The organism is Paraburkholderia domus, assembly GCF_905220705.1.
GTDB lineage: Bacteria > Pseudomonadota > Gammaproteobacteria > Burkholderiales > Burkholderiaceae > Paraburkholderia > Paraburkholderia domus.
This window is the reverse complement of record NZ_CAJNAT010000019.1, coordinates 23,469-44,048: the sequence shown is the minus strand read 5'-3', so window position 1 is coordinate 44,048 and position 20,580 is coordinate 23,469. Positions and strand designations below refer to the sequence as shown.

Sequence of the window (20,580 nt, the reverse complement as noted above, 5' to 3'; positions counted from 1 at the left end):
CAGGGCGAGGCGGTTCGTGTATGCTTTCGCGCATGGCTGATACCGCGAAAACCAAACCAAGACCCGCGACACAATCCGCGACAAAGGCTGCGAAGCCGCGCCCCGAAGTGCGCTTCAGAATGCGCATCCGCAGCGGCGATGCCGTCGCACTCGGACCCGGCAAAGTCGAACTGCTTGAAGCCGTGCGCGAATACGGCTCGATCTCGGCTGCGGCGCGCAGCCTCGGCATGTCTTACCGGCGCGCATGGCTGCTGATCGACGAACTGAACCGCTCGCTCAAAGCGCCCGCCACCCATTCGGAGCAGGGTGGTCAAAGCGGTGGAGGCTGTACGCTGACGCCGGTGGGCGAAAACATCATTCGTCTGTACCGCGATGTCGAAGTCGAGGCGCAACGAAGCTGCGCGAAACAGATCGCCGAGCTGACCAAACTGATTCGCTCCTGAGTGACTGAGGGCTGACGGTTTCCCGGTTCAGCGTTCAGGCCTCACGGCTTACGGCTTACGGCTCAGCCGTGGCGCAGGCAAAACGCCGACGGTGGCGGATTGCCCAATTGGGCCCGATGCTCGGGATGCAGGCGGCTCACCAATTCGACGAAGCTTGCCACGCTCGCTGTGCGCAGCGGGTGATGGTCGATCTGATGGCGTTCGCAAACCCGTTTGAGCGTATTCATCGAATCGTGATCGACGCAGTCGACTGGAAACACGACGATATCCGCACCCGGCAACGCAGCGGCAAGCAGACCTTTGCGATCTTCCACGCCGCCGTCGTGCACCACGAAATCACCGCCGGCCGCCTCCACCAGTCGCCTGAGCGCGGCATTCGAGCCGGGCCGGCCGCCCACGTACACAATCCGTTTGCCGCGCACGTGGTCGAGGCTGGCTTGCCGCGTCCCTGTGCCGTGGCTGTCCGCTGCATCCACGGTCGCGCGTTCCAGCGCATCGCATTCGCTTTGCACCAGCTTGAGAAGCGCCAACGTCTGATCCCGGCTCTTGCGTAACGCGAGAGCCGCGCCTTGTTCCTGGAGCGCGCGCTGTTCTGCGGCTTCACGGCGGCTCGTATGCAGTGCCACCCGCTGGTCGCTATCGGTGAGCTTGTCGCGCAGCATGGATACTTCGGCTTCGAGATCGCTGGGATCCGTCGGCGTCTGGCGCGTGGCCAGGGCGGTGAGTTGCGCGATCTGCTCGTTGAGCGCGGCGATCGATGCGTCGCGCTGCGCGCTGATCTCCTGCAAGCGGTTTTGCTGCCGCTCGACTTTCTCTTTCAACTCGGCGTTTTCGGCCTCCAGCGCAACCAGCCTGCGGATGTCCGCGCGATTCGCCGCGCCGACCAGATGCGACAGCATGTGCAATTCGCCGAACGCTTTCTGGCGCACGGACAAGGTCGCGTACGGGTGCGTCATCAAAGCCCAGTAAGCAGGCGGGATGTCGCCGCTTTTCAGTGCTTCGTCCCAGAGCTTCAGCAGATCGACGTCGTCGGCGGCTTTGTCGAAGCGACGGATTGCCGCCGCATAGTGCTCGTCGAGCACCTTGTGCAGGGCTTTGGCGCCCGCGCCGCCATCGATCGCGAGTTCGACGGCCGAGTGATGAATCTCCAGATCGCTCGCGTCCCGGCGATCGAGGCCGGTGAATTTGGGCACCAGCTTGCGCAGTTCGTGCGTGCTGAGACAGGTGCCGATGATCGAACAATGCAGTTGGCCATCGAGCTCTGCGAGGCGCGCGCGCCGTTTGGCGTTAGCGAGCGAAACCTTGGCGGGCGTGCAGCACGGCTCGGCCGCGCGCAAGCCCGTGCCGGCGAGCTCATCGCTGGACAGTTTGAGGCGCGTTGGCTGGGCGAGGCGAAACGGGGGCGTGTGCATGAGGACCTCGAATCCGGTTCAGGCGTCAGGCTGATTGAAGGTGCGTGCTGGACGCGCTCGCCACGCAAGCGTTACTGGCGATATATTTAAAAATATATAACGGTGGACGAAAGAAAACGTTCATGTGCGGTAATGACGATCCAGAACATGCCCAACGCACAGGCCGATAAAGGCAGCGTCGAGCCGTTCGAGTTCCGCCACCACCTTGCGCAACGCGGCCAGGTCGTTGCTGAGTGCATCCGAGAAAATCGCATCGCGTAGTTGTTCGGCCGAGCGCGCTTCTTCGATCGAAGCTTTCAGATCGCGCAGACGGACGAAGGCCGCCGCCTTGGCCTGCTCGGCGAGGATCGACAGCAACTGGTTAAATGAGTGCGAGCCCGACGTCCCCACCGATGCGAAGTTCAACTGGTCGTCCGTGAGCATCAGCACGAAGCGCTGTACGCTCCCGTAAAGCCGCCGGTAAGCATCGACGACATCGCGGATCAGTTCGGCGCGGCCACGTTCGGACGCCGATTTCACCGCGACGATGGTCGACGAAAGCCCGTTCGGGAGGCGTCCCACCGGGTCGGACACTGTGGATTGCAATGTGGATCGACTACGCACCGCTGCTGGCTCCTACATGCTTGTTTCGCTTCGTCGTGCGCGCCTGGCGGCCGGGCCACCAGGCTCCCCGAAGCATACCGTGATATTCGACAGGATATAACGAAAGGCGGCGTGACGGTAGCGGAGGCAGGTTTTACCTGCTTCGCGCAAACTCGAGAAACGCTCGCACGGCTGGTGCCCGTTCGAACTTTCGATACGCAATGGCGATTTCCGAGGCAATGGGTTTGCCCGCGATGCTTCGGTAGACGACGCCCGGCAATGCGATGCAATCAGCCAGCGTATGCGGCACGACCGCCACATTGCCGCCTAGCGATACGCAGGCCAGTACCGCCGCGAGCGTGCCGGGGCGTGATCCGAGCCGCGGCGAAAAACGCCCACGCCGTGCGACTTCGAAGGTGCCGGCTTCCTGTTCCGGCAGCACGAAGCACTGGTCGCGCAGTTGCGCAGGCTTGATGTCTGGCAAGCCAGCCAGCGCACAATTTTCCGGTAGCGCGAGGACGAACGTATCGCGATGTACGGTAGTGGCCTGAATGCCGTCGACGAGCGGCATCGGCGGCCGCACATAGGCTGCGTCGAGCAGACCGTCGCGCAGCATCTCGGCCGCGCTGTCCATCGGCACCTCTCGAATCGAAATGTCGACGCCAGGGTATTGCGTGCGAAAACCGCCAACCGCCGATTGCAATACACCCGCATACGCGGCCGAAGCCACATAGCCGACTTCGATCCGTCCCAACTCGCCGCGCTCGGCGAGAATCGCGCGCTCTTCGCCGCGCGCGAGGTGGTCGAGCGCGCTGAGCGCTTCGGCGAGGTAGGCGTTGCCTGCCGCGCTCAATGCGACCGACCGCTTGGTGCGATGAAAGAGCCGTACGCCGAGCAGCCGTTCTGCTTCCTGGATCAGCTTGGTCAGCGTTGGTGCCGCGATGCTTAATTCATCGGCCGCGCGGGAGAAGTGGAGATGCTTCGCGACGCAAACGAATGCATGAATATGGCGGAGTTCGAGCTTTCGCATGGGTTTCGGTATTTCCGCCAGAGCTAATTATCTTGTGATTCTATGCCAATGACAGGCAATAGACGCTTCGTTACCATCGAGTGACCTCGATTCGACTCCGCCTGTCTGTATGTCCTCCCTATCCGACCGTCCCGCACTGCCTGCGCAGCCGTCCGGCTCCAACGGCTCAAAACCCGTCAACCCCGCGTTCGTGCTGGCCACCGCATCGGCGACCTGCGCGCTGATCGTTCTCGATACCAATGTCGTGGCCGTCTCGTTGCCGTCGATTGCGCGCTCGTTTCACGCGAGTTTCGCCGACGTCGAATGGGTCGTCAGCGCGTATATGGTCGCTTTCGCGTCGTGTCTGCTGCCCGCGGGCGGTCTTGCCGATCGAGTCGGCCGTAAGCGGATGCTGTTGCTCGGGCTCGCGGTGTTTTTTCTGGCGTCGCTGGGTTGCGGGGCGGCGCCAACGGCTGCGACGCTGAATGTGGCGCGTGCGGTCAAAGGCGTCGGCGCCGCGATGCTGCTCACCGCGGCGCTCGCCGTGATCGCGAATACCTTTCACGAAGGTCCCGCGCGCGTGCGGGCATGGGCCGTGTGGGGTACCTGCATGGGCCTCGCAACGACGGTGGCCCCGCTCGTCGGCGGCGTGATTACCCAGTGGCTCGGCTGGCGCTGGATCTTTCTGCTCAATCTGCCCGTGTGCGCAGTGCTCGCGTGGTGCGCGTCACGTTCGATTCGCGAGTCGCGCAATCCTGAACCCGGTCCGCTCGATGCCGCCGGCAGCATTCTGTTCGGCCTTGCGCTCGCGCTCGGCATCTGGGCGTTGATCGAAGTGCCCACCGACGGACTCGCGAGCTGGACAACGGGTGCGAGGCTCGCGGCATGCGCACTGCTGTTTGGCGCATTCGTCCACGTGCAACGCTCGCGGGCGCATGCGATGGTCGATCTTGCGCTGTTCCGCCAGCCGCGCTTTGTCGCCGCCGTGCTCGCGATGTTCGGGTACGCCGCCTGCGCGCAGGTGATGATGACGTTTTTGCCGCTCTACCTGCGGAACGCGTTCGGTCTGTCGGCGGTGATGGCGGGCGTCGGCATGTTGCCGTTCGCGCTGGCGATGGTGCTGGGGCCGTATATCGGCGCGGCGCTCGCGCGACGGTTGCCGGGCATGGCGTTGCTTTCTGCCGGGCTGTTGCTGATCGGGGCCGGCAATCTGTTGACCGCGTGGGTAGCCGGCGACGCAAGCTATGCGCTGGTGGCACTCGGCATGGTCGTGACCGGGCTGGGTGCAGGGATTATGAACGGCGATACGCAGAAGGCCATCATGGCGTGCGTACCGCCTGATCGAACCGGAATGGCGTCCGGTATCAGCACGACGACGCGCTTCACGGCCATCGTGACGTCGGTGGGTGTGCTGGGCGCGGTACTCGCGGCTCGCACCCACGCAGCGTTTTTGGCCGGCACGCAAATGACGCCTGACGTACGAGCCGCGCTCAATGAGGGCTTGTTGTCACGCGTGCTGGCGGGGGATATCGTGCAGGCCACCGCGCATCTGTCGCCTGCGCTGCGGGTCAAGCTGGTGGCGTCCGCGCACGCGAGCTTCGCCAGCGGCTTTGCTGCGGCACTTTATCTGGCCGGCGCGGCGGCGGTGTCGATTGCGGCGGGAATCTGGCTGCTGGGTCGTCAGCGCGAATCTGTACCGGTGCGCCGGGTAGCGTCGAACGGGTAGCCTGCGCCGCCCGAGCGTCCCAATCTCGCCAGCCGCCCTCGGCTCACCCCAACGCGCAGTTTTCCGATATTGTGTGCTGCTCGGGCGCGCTCAAACCTCGGCGCGCGCGCTCTCTGGGGCCGTTTCCGCAACTGGATAATGCATAGCACAAGAAAAATGAGCCATCCGAACACCGAACTGATCGAGCGCTTTTACACTGCGTTCCAGCAGCGCGACGCCGAAACAATGGCCGCCTGCTATGCCGACGACGTGGTCTTCAGCGATCCGGCTTTTGGCGAGCTGCGCGGCGAAGAGGCACGCGACATGTGGCGTATGCTGGTGGCGCGTGCGCAGGATTTCTCACTGACATTCGACAGCGTCGAAGCGGGCGAGCTCAACGGCCACGCCCACTGGGTGGCCCGTTACACGTTCAGTCAGACGGGCCGCACCGTGGTCAATCGTATCGACGCCCGCTTCGTGTTTCGCGAGGGCCGCATCGTCGAACATCGCGATACGTTCGACCTGTGGCTTTGGGCCCGTCAGGCTTTGGGGATCAAGGGCGCGCTGCTCGGCTGGACACCTTTCGTGCAGCGCGCAATCAGGGCGCAGGCGACAAAAGGCCTCGACCTCTATCGACGCAGGCAGCGTCGCGCATAACCGGCCAGCCTTGGCGCAATGCCTCCAGCCTTGCTATGAGCCGGCCAGTTGATGCAGTATTTCATGACACGGATTAGCAGGGGAGTTCTATGCCGGTAGTGGATGCGTCGTGGGAAGAGTGGCTGAGCAGCAACGTAGCGCGCGGTTGCAGCATCGACTCGATGGTCGATGCGATGGTGCAAGCCGGTTTCGCCACGGAAGCCGCGCGCGCGGAGGTTCACAAAGCGTTCGGCAGGGACCCGGCTGACGCAGCGGCCCGGGTGTCGGCGGCGACCGAGGCCGCGCTGGCAAAATCCGCGCCGCGGACATACCAGTACGACGAGTCGCCCGTTGCCCGCGGCAATGTGATCCGTGCACACGATCGCGACGTCCGCGTGTTGATGCGCTGCGAGCGGCCGCAAGTGATCGTGTTTGCGGATGTGCTGTCGCCCGACGAGTGCAACGAGATGATCGAACGCTCGCGGCATCGGCTGAAACGCTCGACCATCGTGAATCCCGACACTGGCAAGGAAGACGTCATTCGCAATCGCACCAGTGAAGGTATCTGGTATCAGCGTGGCGAAGACGCGTTCATCGAAAAGATGGACCGGCGCATCGCCAGTCTGATGAACTGGCCGGTTGAAAACGGCGAAGGGCTGCAGATTCTGCATTACGGCACGACCGGCGAATATCGCCCGCATTTCGATTATTTCCCGCCCGATCAGGCCGGCAGCGCGGTGCATACCGCCCAGGGCGGCCAGCGCGTGGCAACCTTGGTGATCTATTTGAACGACGTGCCCGACGGCGGAGAAACGATTTTCCCGGAGGCTGGCATGTCAGTCGCGGCGACACAAGGTGGCGCGGTGTATTTCCGCTATATGAACGGCCAGCGTCAACTCGATCCTCTGACCTTGCACGGCGGCGCGCCGGTGCTCGGTGGCGACAAATGGATCATGACGAAGTGGATGCGCGAGCGGGCCTACGGCTGAAACGCGCGTTATTCTGCCGCGTGGCGTGCGGCGGCTTTTCCGGCCGCACCGGCTGCCAGTTGCGTCAATGCGCTGCGCGCGCTGACGCATCCCATGCGCATGATCATCAGGCCGATCGCCGCGCCTGCCACGTGGTCCAGCATCGGCATACCCGCCATGCTGCCGGCCACACCGAGGGTTGCGACCAGCGCCGACACCGCATCCATTCGCGCATGCCATGCACTTGCCAGCAAAATTGCCGAGCCGGCGCGCTGGCCTTCGGCGCGCATGTAGCGGAACAGCATTTCCTTGGCGATCGTGACGAAACCGCTGACCGCGAGCGCGCTGACCTGCAGCGTCGGGTTGCCGTTCAACGTGGCGGTTTGCCCGACGCTGTGCCAGAGCATCTCGGCTGCTGTGACGATCAGCAAGACGGCGATCAGGAGGGACGCCACGGCTTGCGAGGCGTTGCCGTCTCCATCACGCGGCGTTGCGTCCAGTTGCTTCGCGCTGAGATACAGCACGATCAGCACGACACTGTCGGCGGCCAGGTCGCTCAACGTGTGGATGCCATCAGCGAACAGCCCGTCCGAATGCGCGGTTAAGCCGATGGCGATCTGCATCGCCATCAGGAAGGCATTGAGCAGCGCGCTGACGGAGGCGGCTTTAAGCAAAGCGGCCGCCTTTTATGGTGCGTCTGTGGCTATCGCTGCCGCGCACGGAAAGCTGTGGCATTGGGTCGGGGTGGGTTATGTTGTCGCAGGAAAGTACCTGTCGAACATGGCGCGCCGATGACAGGGTCGCGACGGCTGCTGGCGATCAGGTACACCTCGTCCGCCCACGCTTAGGTGAGTGGGAAATTTCATAGTCGGTGACGCGTCGAATCCGACGCTCAATGCGTTTTAGCCAGGGCCCGTTTCCGAATCGTCGCGTGGAATGCGACGGGATGGCCACCTATCATCCTTTGCTTTAGTCAGCATCGCCCGACTGGCCGCGCGCCCGGTCCGCACGTGCTGAGCGAGCGAACTCTGGATGTGGGATGAGATGTATGCCTGTCGTAAATGATGCCGTGCAAACCTGGTTGAACAGTCATGTCGAGCGCGGCTTTAGCCCTGCGGCGTTGGTGGATGCCATGGTGGGCGCCGGCTTCGAGTCGGACCTCGCGCAAGCCACGGTGAACGCTTCGTTCGATGCTGCCGATGCGGCTCGCGCGGCCCTTGTTGCCGCGCCATGCGGGTTCGAGGTGGCCGCGGGCGAATACCGCTACGATCCGGCGCCAGTCGCTGCGGGCAATGTGATTCGTGCCTACGATCGCGACGTCAAGGTACTGATGCGCTGCGAGCGGCCGCAGATCGTCGCGTTCGCCGACGTGATGTCGGACGAGGAATGCGATGAAATGATCGAACGGTCGCGTCCGTTGCTCAAGCGTTCCACTACCGTCAATCCTGAGAACGGCTCGAATGACGTGATTGCCAACCGCACTAGCGAAGGCGCCTGGTATCACCGCGGTGCTGACCCTTTCCTCGATCGGCTCGAAAAGCGCTTTGCCAGCTTGATGAACTGGCCAGTCGACAATGGTGAGGGGTTGCAGGTATTGAGGTATGGGGTTGGTGCCGAATATCGGGCGCACTTTGATTATTTTCCGCCGTCGCAGACGGGCAGTGGCGTGCAAATGGCGCGCGGCGGGCAGCGGGTTGCTACGCTGGTTTTGTATCTCAACGATGTGGCCGCTGGAGGGGAAACTTTTTTCCCCGATGCTGGCGTGTCGGTTGCCCCGAAACGGGGTGGCGCTATCTATTTTCGCTATATGAACGGAGCGCGGCAGCTCGATCCTTTGAGCTTGCATGGCGGAGCGCCTGTCCTGGAAGGCGAGAAATGGATCATGACCAAGTGGGTCAGGGAAGGGGTGTTTGCTTAGTGCGCAAGGCGGTGCAGAACCATCTGGATCTGGAACGCCGGCGCCCGTTCATCGATCTCGCGCCTCATCTGCCACTAACGGCGGCCTGGCCATGAGCGGCCCGCGCTTTGCTCAAGCCGTTTTGTAAACGTCCGGGTTGTGCACTTCCATGTAGCGCTCCGGTGCCACCAGTTCCTTGAAGCCATGCGGCTTGTAGACGTGATGGGCGTCTGTCGTCACCAGCACGATTCTGCGCAAACCGGTCAGCGATGGGCTGGCGAATACGTGCTTCATCAACGCTGACGCGTATCCCTTGCCACGGTACGCCGGCAGCACGAATACATCGCACAGGTAGGCGAATGTCGCATGGTCGGTTATCAGGCGAGCAAATGCGATTTGCTTGCCTTCGATGTAGGCGCCGAAACATAGCGATCCCTCTATCGCCCGGTCGAACGTCTCGCGTGGCATGTCCTGCGCCCATGCTGCCTCCTGCGACAGGAACGCGTAGACCATCTCTATGTCGAGGTCGGTCTTGTTGCTCGAAATCGTCAGATCATCTGCTTGCACCGCGCGTCTCCGCTTGTTTTGATCAAGCAATCAAAAGATGCGGCGCCCGTTGAGCGCCGCCGCTTCAAACCTCTCCATCCAGCCCGCTGTGCGCTCAGCTTTTCGCCGGGTCTTCGGTGCCGCGTGAACCGCCGCCGATGCTCTGTCCGGCGTCGCGTGCGAGACCGAGGTAGCCGGTCACGGACACCAGCGTCAGGACGCCGGCAAACAGAAACGCGAGGCGGAAATCGTCCAGAGTGAACACACGGCCCGTTGTCTCGCCATTGAAGAACGCTGCCGCGCGCAGCGAGACGGCGCCGAAGGCAATGCCCAAGCCGATCGTCATCTGCGCGGCGGCGCTCCATAGCGTGCTTGCCGCGCTCATCTGCGGCTGTGCGACGTCCGCGTAGGCGAGCGTGGCAAGGGTCGAGAATTGCATCGAGCGCGCTACGCCGTAAATAAACACGACGAACAACACTAGCGCAAGCGGCACGTTCGGCGTCAACAGCCCGCAGGCAATGATGAAAATGCCGGCCACCATCACGTCGATGATCGACACCATCCGGAAACCGTAGCGTTGCAGGATACGCGTGGTCAGCGCCTTCATGCCGAGGTTGCCGAGCGCGCTCGCCAGTAACAGCAGACCCGACTTGAACGCCGACAAGCCGAAGCCGACCTGGAACAGCAGCGGCATCAGATACGGCACCGCGCCAATGCCGATACGCGTGAACGACCCCGTCACCACCGTCACGGAAAAGGTCGGGATTTTCAGCGTGGATACGTCGATCAGCGGATGCGGGTTACGCTTTGCGTGCTGGAACGCCACCACGCCCATCAGCAATCCGCCGACGATGAGCGCGCCTGCCACCCATGGATTTTCGCCGGGCTGGCTCGCCAGTTCAGCGCCATACAGAATCGCCGTCAGCGTCGTGGCGCTCAGCAGGAGGCCGACGACGTCGAGTGGCTTGCGTTCGGTGCCGCGCAGGTTTGGCACCAGCGCGAGCGCAACAGCCATCGCTGCCAGACCGAACGGCACATTCAGCAGAAAGATCCAGCGCCATGACGCATAGGTGGTGATGAAGCCGCCCACCGGCGGTCCGACCACAGGCGCAGCAATGGCCGGCCAGGTGATGGTCGAGATGGCCTGCATCATCCGGCTCTTCTCTGTGTTGCGGACCACGATCAAACGGCCCACCGGCACCATCATTGCGCCGCCTATGCCTTGCAGCAGTCGCGCGGCCGTAAATTCGGTCACGTTTTGCGATAAACCGCACAACACGGAAGCAACCGTGAACACGCCGATCGCGCTGAAGAACACCGTGCGAGAGCCGCAGCGGTCGGCGACCCAGCCACTCGCCGGGATGAAAATCGCCAGCGCCAGCATGTAAGCCGTCATGCCGAGGCTCAGGCTGTTCGGCCCGACGCCGAACGAGTGCGCCATCTGCGGCAAGGCCGTGGCGATCACCGTGGTGTCGAGATACTCCATGAAGAAGGTGGCCGCGACGATATAGGGCAGCCAGCCGACGTGTGAATTGCGTGCGGTGTCGGTCATTGCGCCGTCCTCGACACCTTGCCGTTGCGTGTGGATTCGATGACGCCTTTGGCGTCTTTAGCGTGCCGGCATGTCCCGCGCGATTGTGTTGACTTCATGTTCTTGCGACAACCTTTCGAAAGCGTGTTTCCGGCACCCCTCGATGGACGAGCAACGAGGTCGCGGTCTGTTTGACGTCAGCGGAGCCGTGCGCGAAAAGGCCCACTCATGGGCTTTTTTCATGGGCGATACGCTTGGGCTGCTACCGCGTAGCTGCCGCGCGGCCGTCGTTTAGCCGTCGTGCCTAAGCCATGCCCCTCGCCGCCAACCCTGCATCGTAACGCAACAATTCGCGGCACACAGCGCACCACAGCAACTCGGCGACGATCGCGCCGGAAACACAACTTTCCTTACCGCTCAGTCCTTCGCCGCGTATTCGCGATCGAGCTTGTCGTACAGCGGTTTGTTCACAAGGCGCTGGCGTTCGCTGAACGGCGCGACGAGCGTCGCGTCTTCATCGAGGCGGCCATTGCTTTTCAATGTGCCGAGCGCGCGTTGCATGCCGAGCACCGCGCCTTGCAGCGCCGCGTTTGCGTACAGGACGATGCCGTAGCCGAGCGTGGCGAGCGCTTCACGCGATTGCACCGGCGTCTTGCCGCCGATCACGATGTTGATCAGTTGCGGCTTGTCGAACAGCGACGGCAACCGCTCGATGTCGGCGAGCGATTCGGTCGCTTCGATAAACAGAATATCGGCGCCGGCCTCGATGAAACGATGACCGCGTTCGATCGCGTCTTCGATGCCATGGACTGCGGCCGAGTCGGTGCGCGCCATGATCTGCAGGTTGCCGTCTTCGCGGGCATCGACGGCGGCGCGGATCTTGCCGACCATCTCGCTCGTGCTGACGACTTCCTTGCCGGAGAAGTGGCCGCATTTCTTCGGCATGATCTGGTCTTCGAACTGGATGACGTCGGCGCCGCTGCGTTCGAGCACACGTACGGTCTGGCGTACGTTCAGCGCGTTGCCGAAGCCGGTGTCGGCGTCGACGATCAGCGGCAACGCGACCGCGTCGCGAATCCGCGCGCAATGCTCGGCGACTTCGGCAAGGCCGATGAAGCCGAGATCAGGCAGGCCGAGCGACATGTTGGTCACGCCTGCGCCGGTGATGTAGATCGCCTCGAAGCCGGCGTCTTCAATCACGCGCGCGCTCATCGCGTTGAAGGCGCCCGGCACGAGCAGGCCCTGGCGTTGGTTGACTTTGGCGCGGAACGCGGCGCGACGATTGGCGGAAGTGCTCATGATGGTGTGTCTCCAGATGGGAAAGTGGGTGATAGAACGCGCAGCTGAAGTTGCAGGAAGCATGCCATTTGCTGACTCACACAATTTGTATCGAACAATCAGCAGGTTAGGTGAAACGGGAGCAGCGCCGCGGTTCATGGCAGAATGTCGGAATGTTCCATGAAACGTTTCGTGGAACGTTTCAGTCACGAGCGGAGCGTCGCAGTGTCCACTTTCACGTCGTCCCTTGCCAATCCCAATTCCGGTCGCCCGGGCGTTGCATTGGTCAGTATCAGCCGGTTGCAATCGCTTTGTGAGACAGTCGCGCCGCGTTACACCGGGCAGGCCAGGTTCTTTTCGGTGCGGGAAGGCTACGGCGCCGCCGTCACGGCCTTGCAGGCCTATGTGGACGCGGGCTCGGTCGATGTCGTACTGGCGGCCGGATCGAACGGCGCCTACCTGCGCGACAACCTGAGCGTGCCGGTGGTCATGGTCAAGGTGAACGGCTTCGACGTGCTGAGCGCGATAACCCGAGCCACGACGACCTGGCCGGGCGCAAAGATCGGCCTTGTCCTGCACGAAACCATCTCGCACGAACTCGCGGACCTGAGCGCGTGGCTGACCGTCGGCCTGAAACAGCGCGCCTACCGCTCGATCGACGAAGTGCGGCTCGCGGTCGCGGGCCTCGCAGCGGAGGGCTGCAAAGTCATCATCGGCCCCGGCATGGCCTGCGATTTCGCGCAGCAAGCGGGTCTGGAGAGTGTCTTTCTGTACTCGCTGGGCGCAGTCGAAGAAGCGTTCGAACGCTCGGTCGAGCTGGCGCGCGTGAGCCGCCAGAAGGAATCGAAGCGGGTGCGCCTGAACACGATCGTCGCCCACCTGCGCGACGGCGTGGCCGCCTTCGACGACGCCGGTCAGGTCGAAGCCGTCAATCCGGCGATGCTCGATCTGCTCGGCCTCGACCGCGAACAGGACGTCCCGGCGCAATTGACGCGCGCCGTCGGCCCGCTGCTGCGCGAGACGCTCGAGCATGACATGCCGGTCGAGGAGCGTATCGAGCAGATCGGCGGCCGCGCGCTGATCGTCAACTGCGTGCCGATCGTCGAGCAGGGCGTGCGATCCGGCTCGGTGGTCACGGTGCAGGATGCGCTGGTCGCGCAGCGGATCGACCGCTCGCTGCGTACCAGCCAGCGGCCGAAGCATCTGGTCGCGCGGCACCATCTGGACGATCTGGTCGGCCACTCGATGGCGCTCGAGCGGGTGCGGCGGCTTGCACGCGCAGGCGCGGCTCACGATGCCACCGTGCTGTTGAGCGGCGAAAGCGGCACCGGCAAGGAACTGGTCGCGCAGGGCATTCACAATGCCAGCCGGCGGCGCGGCAATCCGTTTGTCGCCTTCAATTGCGCAGCGCTGCCTGAAGGCCTGATCGAAAGCGAACTGTTCGGTCATGAGGAAGGTGCGTTCACCGGCGCGCGCCGGGGCGGCAAGCCGGGTCTCTTCGAGATTGCCCACACCGGGACGATCTTCCTCGACGAAATCGGCGAGATGCCGGCGGCGCTGCAAAGCCGGCTGTTGCGAGTGTTGCAGGAGCGCGAAGTCATGAAGCTCGGCTCCGGGCGCGCGACCCCCGTCGACGTGCGGGTGATCGCCGCCACCCATCGCGATCTGCACGCGCTGGTCGAGCAGGGTGTGTTCCGGGCGGACCTGTACTTTCGGCTGAATCTGCTTCAGATAGAATTGCCGCCGCTGCGCGAAAGACGCGGCGACGTCGCGCAACTGGCGCGGCACTTGTTGAACCGCAGCGCGCTCCAATATGGGCTATCGGGTGCCGCGCTCGAGCGGGTGCTGGCGTTCCTCACGCCTTTGTTCGAGCACTATGCATGGCCCGGCAATGTGCGGGAACTGGAAAATCTGCTGGCGCGCGCCGCGATTTATCTGAGCGATTCGGCCGGCGAGGGCTGGCAGGACCTGCAGGCAGTGTTTCCGGAGTTCGGGCGGATGCGGCAGACGGCCGCGGACGTGCATGGCGTCACGCCTCACGCCCACGCCGCCGGCGACGCCTCGGGCCGTCGCTCACCCACCCGCGAGGATGTCGCACGCGCCCTCAAACAGGCTGGCGGCAATCGCGCTGCAGCAAGCCGGGCGTTGGGAATCGGCCGCACGACGCTCTGGCGGCTCATGAGAGACTGACCCGAGGATTGGTGCGACGCAATAGTCGCCGGTAGCCAGTCAAATAGTAATAAACTATCGAAATAATTTAAACACACCACTTTACCTATTAAGTAACGTCTGACATACTGACTCCACTTTCCAACCAACCCGAAAGAGGACTCAGCAAATGCCGATCATCAACAGTCAAGTCAAACCGTTCAAGGCGCAGGCTTTTCACAATGGCGATTTCCAGACCATCACTGAAGAAAGCCTGAAGGGCAAGTGGTCGGTTTTCGTTTTCTATCCGGCTGACTTCACGTTTGTTTGCCCGACCGAACTGGGTGACCTGGCCGATCGTTACGCCGAATTCAAGAAGCTCGGCGTCGAAATCTACAGCGTGTCGACCGATACGCACTTCACGCACAAGGCATGGCACGACACGTCGGACACGATCCGGAAGATCAAGTACCCGATGATCGCTGACCCGACCCTGGCAATCTCGCGCAACTTCGACGTGCTGATCGAAGAAGAAGGCCTGGCACTGCGCGGCACGTTCGTGATCAACCCGGAAGGCGAAATCAAGCTGGCCGAAATTCACGACAACGGCATTGGCCGTGACGCTGGCGAACTGCTGCGCAAGGTGCAAGCTGCGCAATACATCGCGGCTCACCCGGGTGAAGTTTGCCCCGCCAAGTGGACGCCGGGCGCAGAAACGCTGACCCCGTCGCTCGACCTGATCGGCAAGATCTAAGGTCTAAAAGCCTGCCGCAGTAAGCGCCTCACGGCGCACCGCCGTGCGGACCGCTTCTTACAGTGGTTCACACGTCCCCGGGCTGCACGCTTCCTATCCGGATGCGTGCGGCGACCGGGATCCAACACCCCTCGTCACGGAATCGAATAGCCATGCTGGACGCCAATCTCAAGACCCAATTGAAAACGTACCTCGAAAAGGTTAGCAGGCCTATCGAGATCGTCGCGTCGCTCGACGACAGCGCGAAATCGCAAGAGCTGCTGGCATTGCTGAACGATATCGCGACGTTGTCGGAACGCGTCACCGTGATCGAACGTCGCGGCGACAGCGAGCGCAAGCCGTCGTTTTCGATCGGCGAGCCTGGCAAGGAAACGGGTATCCGTTTCGCCGGCATTCCGATGGGGCATGAATTCACGTCGCTCGTCCTCGCGCTTTTGCAGGTCGGCGGCCATCCGGTCAAACTCGACGATGCGGTGATCGAACAGATCCGCAACCTCGACGGTGACTACCAATTTGAAACGTATTTTTCGCTGTCATGCCAGAACTGCCCGGAAGTCGTCCAGGCACTGAACGTGATGGCGCTGCTCAACCCGCGCATCCGCCACGTGGCGATCGACGGCGCGTTGTTCCAGAGCGAAGTCGAAGCGCGCCAGATCATGGCGGTACCGACTATGTTCATGAATGGCGAAGTGTTCGGCCAGGGCCGCAGCGGCGTGAAGGAAATCCTCGCGAAGCTCGACACCAATGCCGGTGCGCGTGCTGCCAAGGAACTGGAAAAGAAGCCGGTGTTCGATACGCTGATCGTCGGCGGCGGCCCGGCGGGCGCGGCTGCGGCAATTTACTCGGCGCGTAAGGGCATTGCGACAGGTGTCGTGGCGGAGCGTTTCGGCGGCCAGGTGCTCGATACGCTGGCGATCGAGAACTTCGTTTCCGTGACGGAAACGGAAGGACCGAAGTTCGCCATGGCGCTTGAGCAGCATGTGAAGAGCTACGAAGTCGACATCATGGACGTGCAGCGCGCTGAAGCGCTGATTCCGGGCCGCATCAACGAAGTGCGTCTGGCGAATGGCGCGGTGCTTAAGGCGAAGACGATCATTCTTGCCACGGGTGCCCGCTGGCGCGAAATCAACGTGCCGGGCGAGCGCGAGTACCGTAACCATGGCGTGGCGTACTGCCCGCACTGCGATGGTCCGCTGTTCAAGGGCAAGCGCGTTGCGGTGATCGGCGGCGGCAACTCGGGCGTCGAAGCGGCGATCGACCTCGCGGGTATTGTGCGCGAAGTGACGCTGTTCGAATTCGGTGCGCAACTGCGTGCAGACGAAGTGCTGCAACGCAAACTGCGCAGTCTCGCCAACGTGACGATCATCACGCAGGCCCAGACCACGGAAATCACCGGCGACGGCAAGAAGGTCAACGGTCTGGTCTACAAGGACCTGCGCTCGGGCGAAACGAAGAACATCGAACTCGAAGGCGTGTTCGTGCAGATCGGTCTCGTGCCGAATACCGAATGGCTCAAGGGCACGGTCGAATTGTCGAAGCACGGCGAGATCGTGGTCGACGCACGCGGCGCGACGTCGGTGCCGGGCGTGTTCGCCGCCGGCGACGTGACCACGGTCCCGTTCAAGCAGATCGTGATTGCAGTGGGCGAGGGCGCGAAGGCATCGCTCTCCGCGTTCGATCACCTGATCCGCAGCAGCGATGTGGACGAAGTGGTGAGCGAAGCAGAAGCCGAAGCGACAGTTTGAAGGGTTTGTGTGAATAGCGGACGGCGGCCTTCGGGCCGCCGTTTTTGTTTATGGCGAGACTGGACTTGGTTTTGAGCGGATTTTTTGGCTGAGCGAAGATTTGGACGCGACCTGTCAGGATAATCTGACGCGGCCCTGCGGAGGAATTAACTTTCTCAGCGGGTTTTCGTATGCTGTGAGAGATCCCAAAATTCCTATGCCATTTGACAGTGTTATTTCGGAAAACGAACGACTTCGACAGACGTAGAATATTGATCGATCCAAAGCCGTCGATTGCCTATGCCGAAGTTTGAGTTACAAGTTTTTGAATCACCAGAATGTGCAACTCACTTCTTTCAACCCGTTGTTCACCACGGGACGCCGTGGGACTTGAGTCATCTCGATTCGTTCGCCTTTAAATGCGACCTCGGTGTGAGTTCGGTGGTGACCGTGCTCGTGATGTTTTCGTGCCATTGTTTTTCCCACAGTTTTGCTCGGGACGGAAGAGCGCGCATAGAAATTCCGAACGTAGAGATCTACGATGATGGTCGTGAGCAGCGGGTTCTCGATCTGGGCCGCTACGAACTGTCGAAGCACCTGTTGCGGGATTTGGTCATGACGCTTGGTGAGCGTCCCATTATCGTCGCTGACGAACAGCAGCCGAACTTCATGACGCTGCAAAAGACGAATGCCGATGGCACCACGTCGTTATACGCCGTGTTCTTTGAAGTGGAAAAAGATAGGGCAAGAAAGCAGCGTCTGATTCTACGAGTTCAATCCGCGTACCTTCTCGAAAAAGCACTGACGAAGCGTCTGCGACAAGCGAAAAAGGTTGCGTTCAAAACCCTGCTGCGGGCAACCTATGAGGGGCGCAAGATTCGTCCCTAGCCGGGAAGGTGAGCCACAAAAACCAACGGCTGCCTTTCGGCAGCCGTCGCATGCGGGATTCTCTATTCACCTTGCGGCGAAATTTCCACTCCAGGTGGAACCCGGTGGCCCGGGCGGCGCTACGTTTTTCACACCCGCTCGTACGTAGTTTTGAAGCTTGATTATATGAATTTGGCTGACCGCGGTCAAGGGACGGACGGCGCGTCGCGCGGCGACAGGCGAAGCCGCCGGGTCGGGCTGCAATTCGCGGACAGCGTTTGCTGCGCCCCAAACACCCGTTTCATTCACCCGCTCGAAGCCCACCCCAAATGCCGCACCCCCGGTCCCTTTGTTTGGAGCCTCCCACCTGGGGCAATTACTTGGCTATCGCGCCCGTCAGGCCATATAAATCTGGGAGTCGAGCAATGTCCCGCCGACATGCGTACTGGCTAGCGAGCGCAAAGCTTGCTAATGGCAGGCGACATAAAACTAGGAGGGAGACAATGGCAACATCGCAAGCGGCCCCCGCTCGGTGGGTCGATGGCAAGCGTTATTTGTGGCTGCTCGGTGCACTCACCATCACGTTGCCGCTGCACGCGGCCAATCTGGCCTTGCAGACCGGCTGGCATATTTTCTGGTGGTTCGGGCCGATTTTCGTGTTCGGCATTATTCCGGTGCTCGACTATCTGATCGGTGACGATCCGAGCAATCCGCCGGAGGACGTCGTCCCCAGACTCGAAAGAGAGCGCTACTACCGCCGCGTGGTCTATCTCGCCACCTTCATCGAATACGTGTCGTTCTTCGGCGCGCTGTGGATCGTCGGCACGCATGCCATGGCGTGGTACGACTACCTTGGCTTTGCGCTCTCGTTGGGCGCGGCAACCGGTGTGTCGATCAACACCGCACACGAGCTCGGCCACAAGACCGATGGCTTCGAACGATGGCTCGCCAAGATCACGCTGGCGCCGGTCGCCTATGGCCACTTCTTCGTCGAACACAATCGTGGACATCATGTGCGCGTGGCGACGCCGCCCGATCCGGCGAGCGCGCGCTACGGCGAATCGTTCTGGCGGTTTCTGCCACGCACGGTACTCGGCAGCATCGCGTCGGCGTGGCGCCTCGAGAAGCATCGGCTCGAGCGTCTCGGCAAGTCGCCCTGGACATGGCGCAATGAAGTCCTGCACTCGTGGGCCATGACGGCGGTGCTGTGGGGCGCGATGATCGCGCTGTTCGGCAAAACGGTGATTCCGTTTCTGCTGATTCAAGCCGCGTATGGCGCCTCGCTGCTCGAAGTGGTCAATTATCTGGAGCACTACGGGCTGGGCCGCAAGCAACTCGCGAGCGGCCGTTATGAACGCTGCCAGCCGCAGCACTCATGGAACAGCAATCGCATCGTGACGAACCTGTTTCTGTATCAATTGCAGCGTCACGCCGATCATCATGCAAATCCGACGCGTTCATACCAGGCGCTGCGCCATTTCGACGGCGCGCCGCAATTGCCCTCCGGTTACGCGACCATGATCATGCTCGCGTATGTGCCGCCACTGTGGTTTCGCGTGATGAACCCGCGCGTGGTCGCGCATTATCAAGGCAATATGGCTCAGTCGAATATCCGGCCGGCAATTCGTGAGCGTGTGTTGGCACAGTTTGCGGGCTAGCGTGGACTGCTTCATGCAACAAAAAAGGTCGCCCGGTCAATGCCGGGCGACCTTTTTGTCGAGCTTGCCGAACACTGGCAGCGCAGCCGTAACTTAGCGCCGGTCGACCGAATACTTGCCGGCCCCGGTCACGCACAACAGCAACAATCCACCCATGATGCTGATGTTCTTGTAGAAGTGGATCATGTTGTCGTACTGCATCGCACCCGTCATGTTCCAGTAGTGGTGGCCGATGATCGCCGTGCCGAGCGTATAGAGCGCCAGCAGCAGCGCAAGCGGCCGCGTGTAGAAGCCCACTAGCAGCGCAATGCCCACAACAAACTCCATCACCACGGCGATGACCGCCGACAATTCCGGAATTGGAGCGCCGCTCGACGTCATATAAGCGACCGTGCCGGAAAAACCGGTCAGCTTCGACCAGCCGAACATCACGAACAGCACCATCAACAGGATGCGGGCGACGAGAATGACTGTGTCTTTCTGGTTTTCAAATAGCGTATAGCGCATGATTTTTCTCAGTAGGCAAGGAAGGGGGCGGCTCGCCGCACACGTTGCAGCGAGCCACGCTTAAGCCGACCATGTCTATCGACAGGATCAGACCGCTTAAGCCCACAACTCCGACATTTCGATGTTACGCAGATCGAACACCAACACTTCCGCGTCGCGACCTTGCGTGAGGGTCAGGGCTTCTTCGCCGCGAACCCGCGCGCCGTCGCCTTCTCCAAGTTCGACGCCGTTCACCGTGACGCTGCCGCGCGCCACGTGAATATAAGCATAGCGATTGCTGGCCAGTTCGAGGCGCGCAGTTTCGTCACCGTTGAAAAGCCCGGCGTAGACCCGCGCATCCTGTTGCAGCACCAGCGAGTCGTCCGCACCGTCCGGCGACATCACGAGGCGCAACACGCCGCGCTTCTGATCCGCGCCAAAGTGTCGTTGCTGATAGCGCGGCGCGGTGCCTTTCTGCGCCGGTGCAATCCAGATTTGCATGAAGTGTACGGGTTCGCTCTTCGAATGGTTGTATTCGCTATGTGCGACACCGGTTCCCGCGCTCATCAACTGGATGTCGCCTGGCACGATCACTGAGCCGGTGCCCATCGTGTCCTTGTGTTCCAGCGCGCCTTCCAGCACGTACGAGAAGATCTCCATGTCGCGGTGCGGGTGCTTGCCGAAGCCTTGCGCCGGTGCGACACGGTCGTCGTTGATTACGAGCAGGTCGGAAAAGCCGTTCTGCTTCGGATCGTGATAGCTCGCGAAGGAAAACGTATGACGCGAACTGAGCCAGCCGTGCTCGGCGCGGCCGCGTTGATTGGCGTGTCTGATTTCGAGCATCGTATTTCTCCTTGGTTTGGGTTGTGCGATCTGGCCAGATGTTTGGCTGCGATCCATGAACGACAGTTTAGGTCAATCAGGATGGATATAATC

The 20,580-nt window shown here is 61.9% G+C and carries 19 protein-coding genes; 10 read left to right on the top strand and 9 right to left on the bottom strand.

The annotated features are described in order from the left end of the window. Positions 1 to 32: 32 nt before the first annotated feature. Entirely contained in the window at positions 33 to 443 is a 411-nt protein-coding gene (locus KHO31_RS26360) for a winged helix-turn-helix domain-containing protein (protein ID WP_407945966.1), read from the top strand. 62 nt (positions 444 to 505) lie between these two features. Here the strand turns inward: KHO31_RS26360 and KHO31_RS26355 are convergent, their stop codons facing one another. The 3 genes from KHO31_RS26355 to KHO31_RS26345 form a co-directional block, all read right to left on the bottom strand. After that, positions 506 to 1,855 carry a DUF2325 domain-containing protein gene (locus KHO31_RS26355; protein WP_201072727.1) on the bottom strand — a complete coding sequence of 450 codons (1,350 nt, stop codon included), beginning with the start codon at positions 1,853 to 1,855 and terminating at the stop codon, positions 506 to 508. A gap of 120 nt (positions 1,856 to 1,975) precedes the next feature. Beyond that, complete coding sequence (locus tag KHO31_RS26350) at positions 1,976 to 2,458, bottom strand: hypothetical protein (protein ID WP_236060980.1); 483 nt, start codon at positions 2,456 to 2,458, stop codon at positions 1,976 to 1,978. Positions 2,459 to 2,591: 133 nt separating this feature from the next. Beyond that, entirely contained in the window at positions 2,592 to 3,467 is an 876-nt protein-coding gene (locus KHO31_RS26345; protein WP_201072729.1) for a LysR family transcriptional regulator, read from the bottom strand. Between the two features lie 109 nt (positions 3,468 to 3,576). On the opposite strand from KHO31_RS26345, the gene KHO31_RS26340 reads away from it, so the two are divergent. The 3 genes from KHO31_RS26340 to KHO31_RS26330 all read left to right on the top strand — a co-directional run bounded on the left by KHO31_RS26340 (position 3,577) and on the right by KHO31_RS26330 (position 6,776). Further along, positions 3,577 to 5,172, top strand: coding sequence for an MFS transporter (locus KHO31_RS26340; RefSeq protein WP_201085053.1), 1,596 nt, complete (start codon positions 3,577 to 3,579; stop codon positions 5,170 to 5,172). A gap of 156 nt (positions 5,173 to 5,328) precedes the next feature. Further along, a complete protein-coding gene (locus KHO31_RS26335) occupies positions 5,329 to 5,808 on the top strand; it encodes a nuclear transport factor 2 family protein (protein ID WP_201085054.1) in 480 nt (159 codons plus the stop codon). 89 nt (positions 5,809 to 5,897) lie between these two features. Beyond that, the gene (locus tag KHO31_RS26330) at positions 5,898 to 6,776 is read left to right on the top strand and encodes a 2OG-Fe(II) oxygenase (RefSeq protein WP_201072735.1); all 879 of its coding nucleotides are present in this window, start codon (positions 5,898 to 5,900) and stop codon (positions 6,774 to 6,776) included. A gap of 8 nt (positions 6,777 to 6,784) precedes the next feature. Here KHO31_RS26330 and KHO31_RS26325 read toward each other — a convergent pair whose 3' ends face one another. Next, a complete protein-coding gene (locus KHO31_RS26325; protein WP_201072737.1) occupies positions 6,785 to 7,429 on the bottom strand; it encodes a cation diffusion facilitator family transporter in 645 nt (214 codons plus the stop codon). A gap of 374 nt (positions 7,430 to 7,803) precedes the next feature. Here KHO31_RS26325 and KHO31_RS26320 point away from each other — a divergent pair, with 374 nt between their 5' ends. Next, complete coding sequence (locus KHO31_RS26320) at positions 7,804 to 8,673, top strand: 2OG-Fe(II) oxygenase (RefSeq protein ID WP_211624456.1); 870 nt, start codon at positions 7,804 to 7,806, stop codon at positions 8,671 to 8,673. A 111-nt stretch (positions 8,674 to 8,784) separates the two neighbouring features. Here the strand turns inward: KHO31_RS26320 and KHO31_RS26315 are convergent, their stop codons facing one another. From KHO31_RS26315 to KHO31_RS26305, 3 genes are all read right to left on the bottom strand, one after another. Then, positions 8,785 to 9,219 (bottom strand): GNAT family N-acetyltransferase, encoded by a 435-nt coding sequence (locus KHO31_RS26315; protein ID WP_211624454.1) that lies wholly within the window; start codon positions 9,217 to 9,219, stop codon positions 8,785 to 8,787. Positions 9,220 to 9,313: 94 nt separating this feature from the next. Beyond that, a complete protein-coding gene (locus KHO31_RS26310) occupies positions 9,314 to 10,750 on the bottom strand; it encodes an MFS transporter (protein WP_201072743.1) in 1,437 nt (478 codons plus the stop codon). Between the two features lie 396 nt (positions 10,751 to 11,146). Beyond that, entirely contained in the window at positions 11,147 to 12,028 is an 882-nt protein-coding gene (locus tag KHO31_RS26305) for an isocitrate lyase/PEP mutase family protein (protein WP_201072744.1), read from the bottom strand. A 159-nt stretch (positions 12,029 to 12,187) separates the two neighbouring features. Here KHO31_RS26305 and prpR point away from each other — a divergent pair, with 159 nt between their 5' ends. The 5 genes from prpR (at position 12,188) to KHO31_RS26280 (ending at position 19,158) form a co-directional block, all read left to right on the top strand. Next, positions 12,188 to 14,197 carry a propionate catabolism operon regulatory protein PrpR gene (prpR, locus tag KHO31_RS26300; RefSeq protein ID WP_236555371.1) on the top strand — a complete coding sequence of 670 codons (2,010 nt, stop codon included), beginning with the start codon at positions 12,188 to 12,190 and terminating at the stop codon, positions 14,195 to 14,197. A 148-nt stretch (positions 14,198 to 14,345) separates the two neighbouring features. Then, positions 14,346 to 14,909, top strand: coding sequence for an alkyl hydroperoxide reductase subunit C (ahpC, locus tag KHO31_RS26295; protein ID WP_201072745.1), 564 nt, complete (start codon positions 14,346 to 14,348; stop codon positions 14,907 to 14,909). A gap of 152 nt (positions 14,910 to 15,061) precedes the next feature. Then, entirely contained in the window at positions 15,062 to 16,654 is a 1,593-nt protein-coding gene (gene ahpF, locus KHO31_RS26290) for an alkyl hydroperoxide reductase subunit F (protein WP_201072746.1), read from the top strand. A gap of 279 nt (positions 16,655 to 16,933) precedes the next feature. Further along, entirely contained in the window at positions 16,934 to 17,521 is a 588-nt protein-coding gene (locus KHO31_RS26285; RefSeq protein ID WP_211624452.1) for a hypothetical protein, read from the top strand. 482 nt (positions 17,522 to 18,003) lie between these two features. Then, positions 18,004 to 19,158 (top strand): alkane 1-monooxygenase, encoded by a 1,155-nt coding sequence (locus KHO31_RS26280; RefSeq protein ID WP_201072748.1) that lies wholly within the window; start codon positions 18,004 to 18,006, stop codon positions 19,156 to 19,158. 93 nt (positions 19,159 to 19,251) lie between these two features. On the opposite strand, the gene KHO31_RS26275 is transcribed toward KHO31_RS26280, so the two are convergent. Together KHO31_RS26275 and KHO31_RS26270 are read right to left on the bottom strand one after the other, a co-directional pair. Next, positions 19,252 to 19,665, bottom strand: coding sequence for a DoxX family protein (locus KHO31_RS26275; protein WP_201085057.1), 414 nt, complete (start codon positions 19,663 to 19,665; stop codon positions 19,252 to 19,254). A gap of 96 nt (positions 19,666 to 19,761) precedes the next feature. Beyond that, the gene (locus KHO31_RS26270; RefSeq protein ID WP_201072750.1) at positions 19,762 to 20,487 is read right to left on the bottom strand and encodes a pirin family protein; all 726 of its coding nucleotides are present in this window, start codon (positions 20,485 to 20,487) and stop codon (positions 19,762 to 19,764) included. Between the last annotated feature and the right edge of the window lie 93 nt (positions 20,488 to 20,580).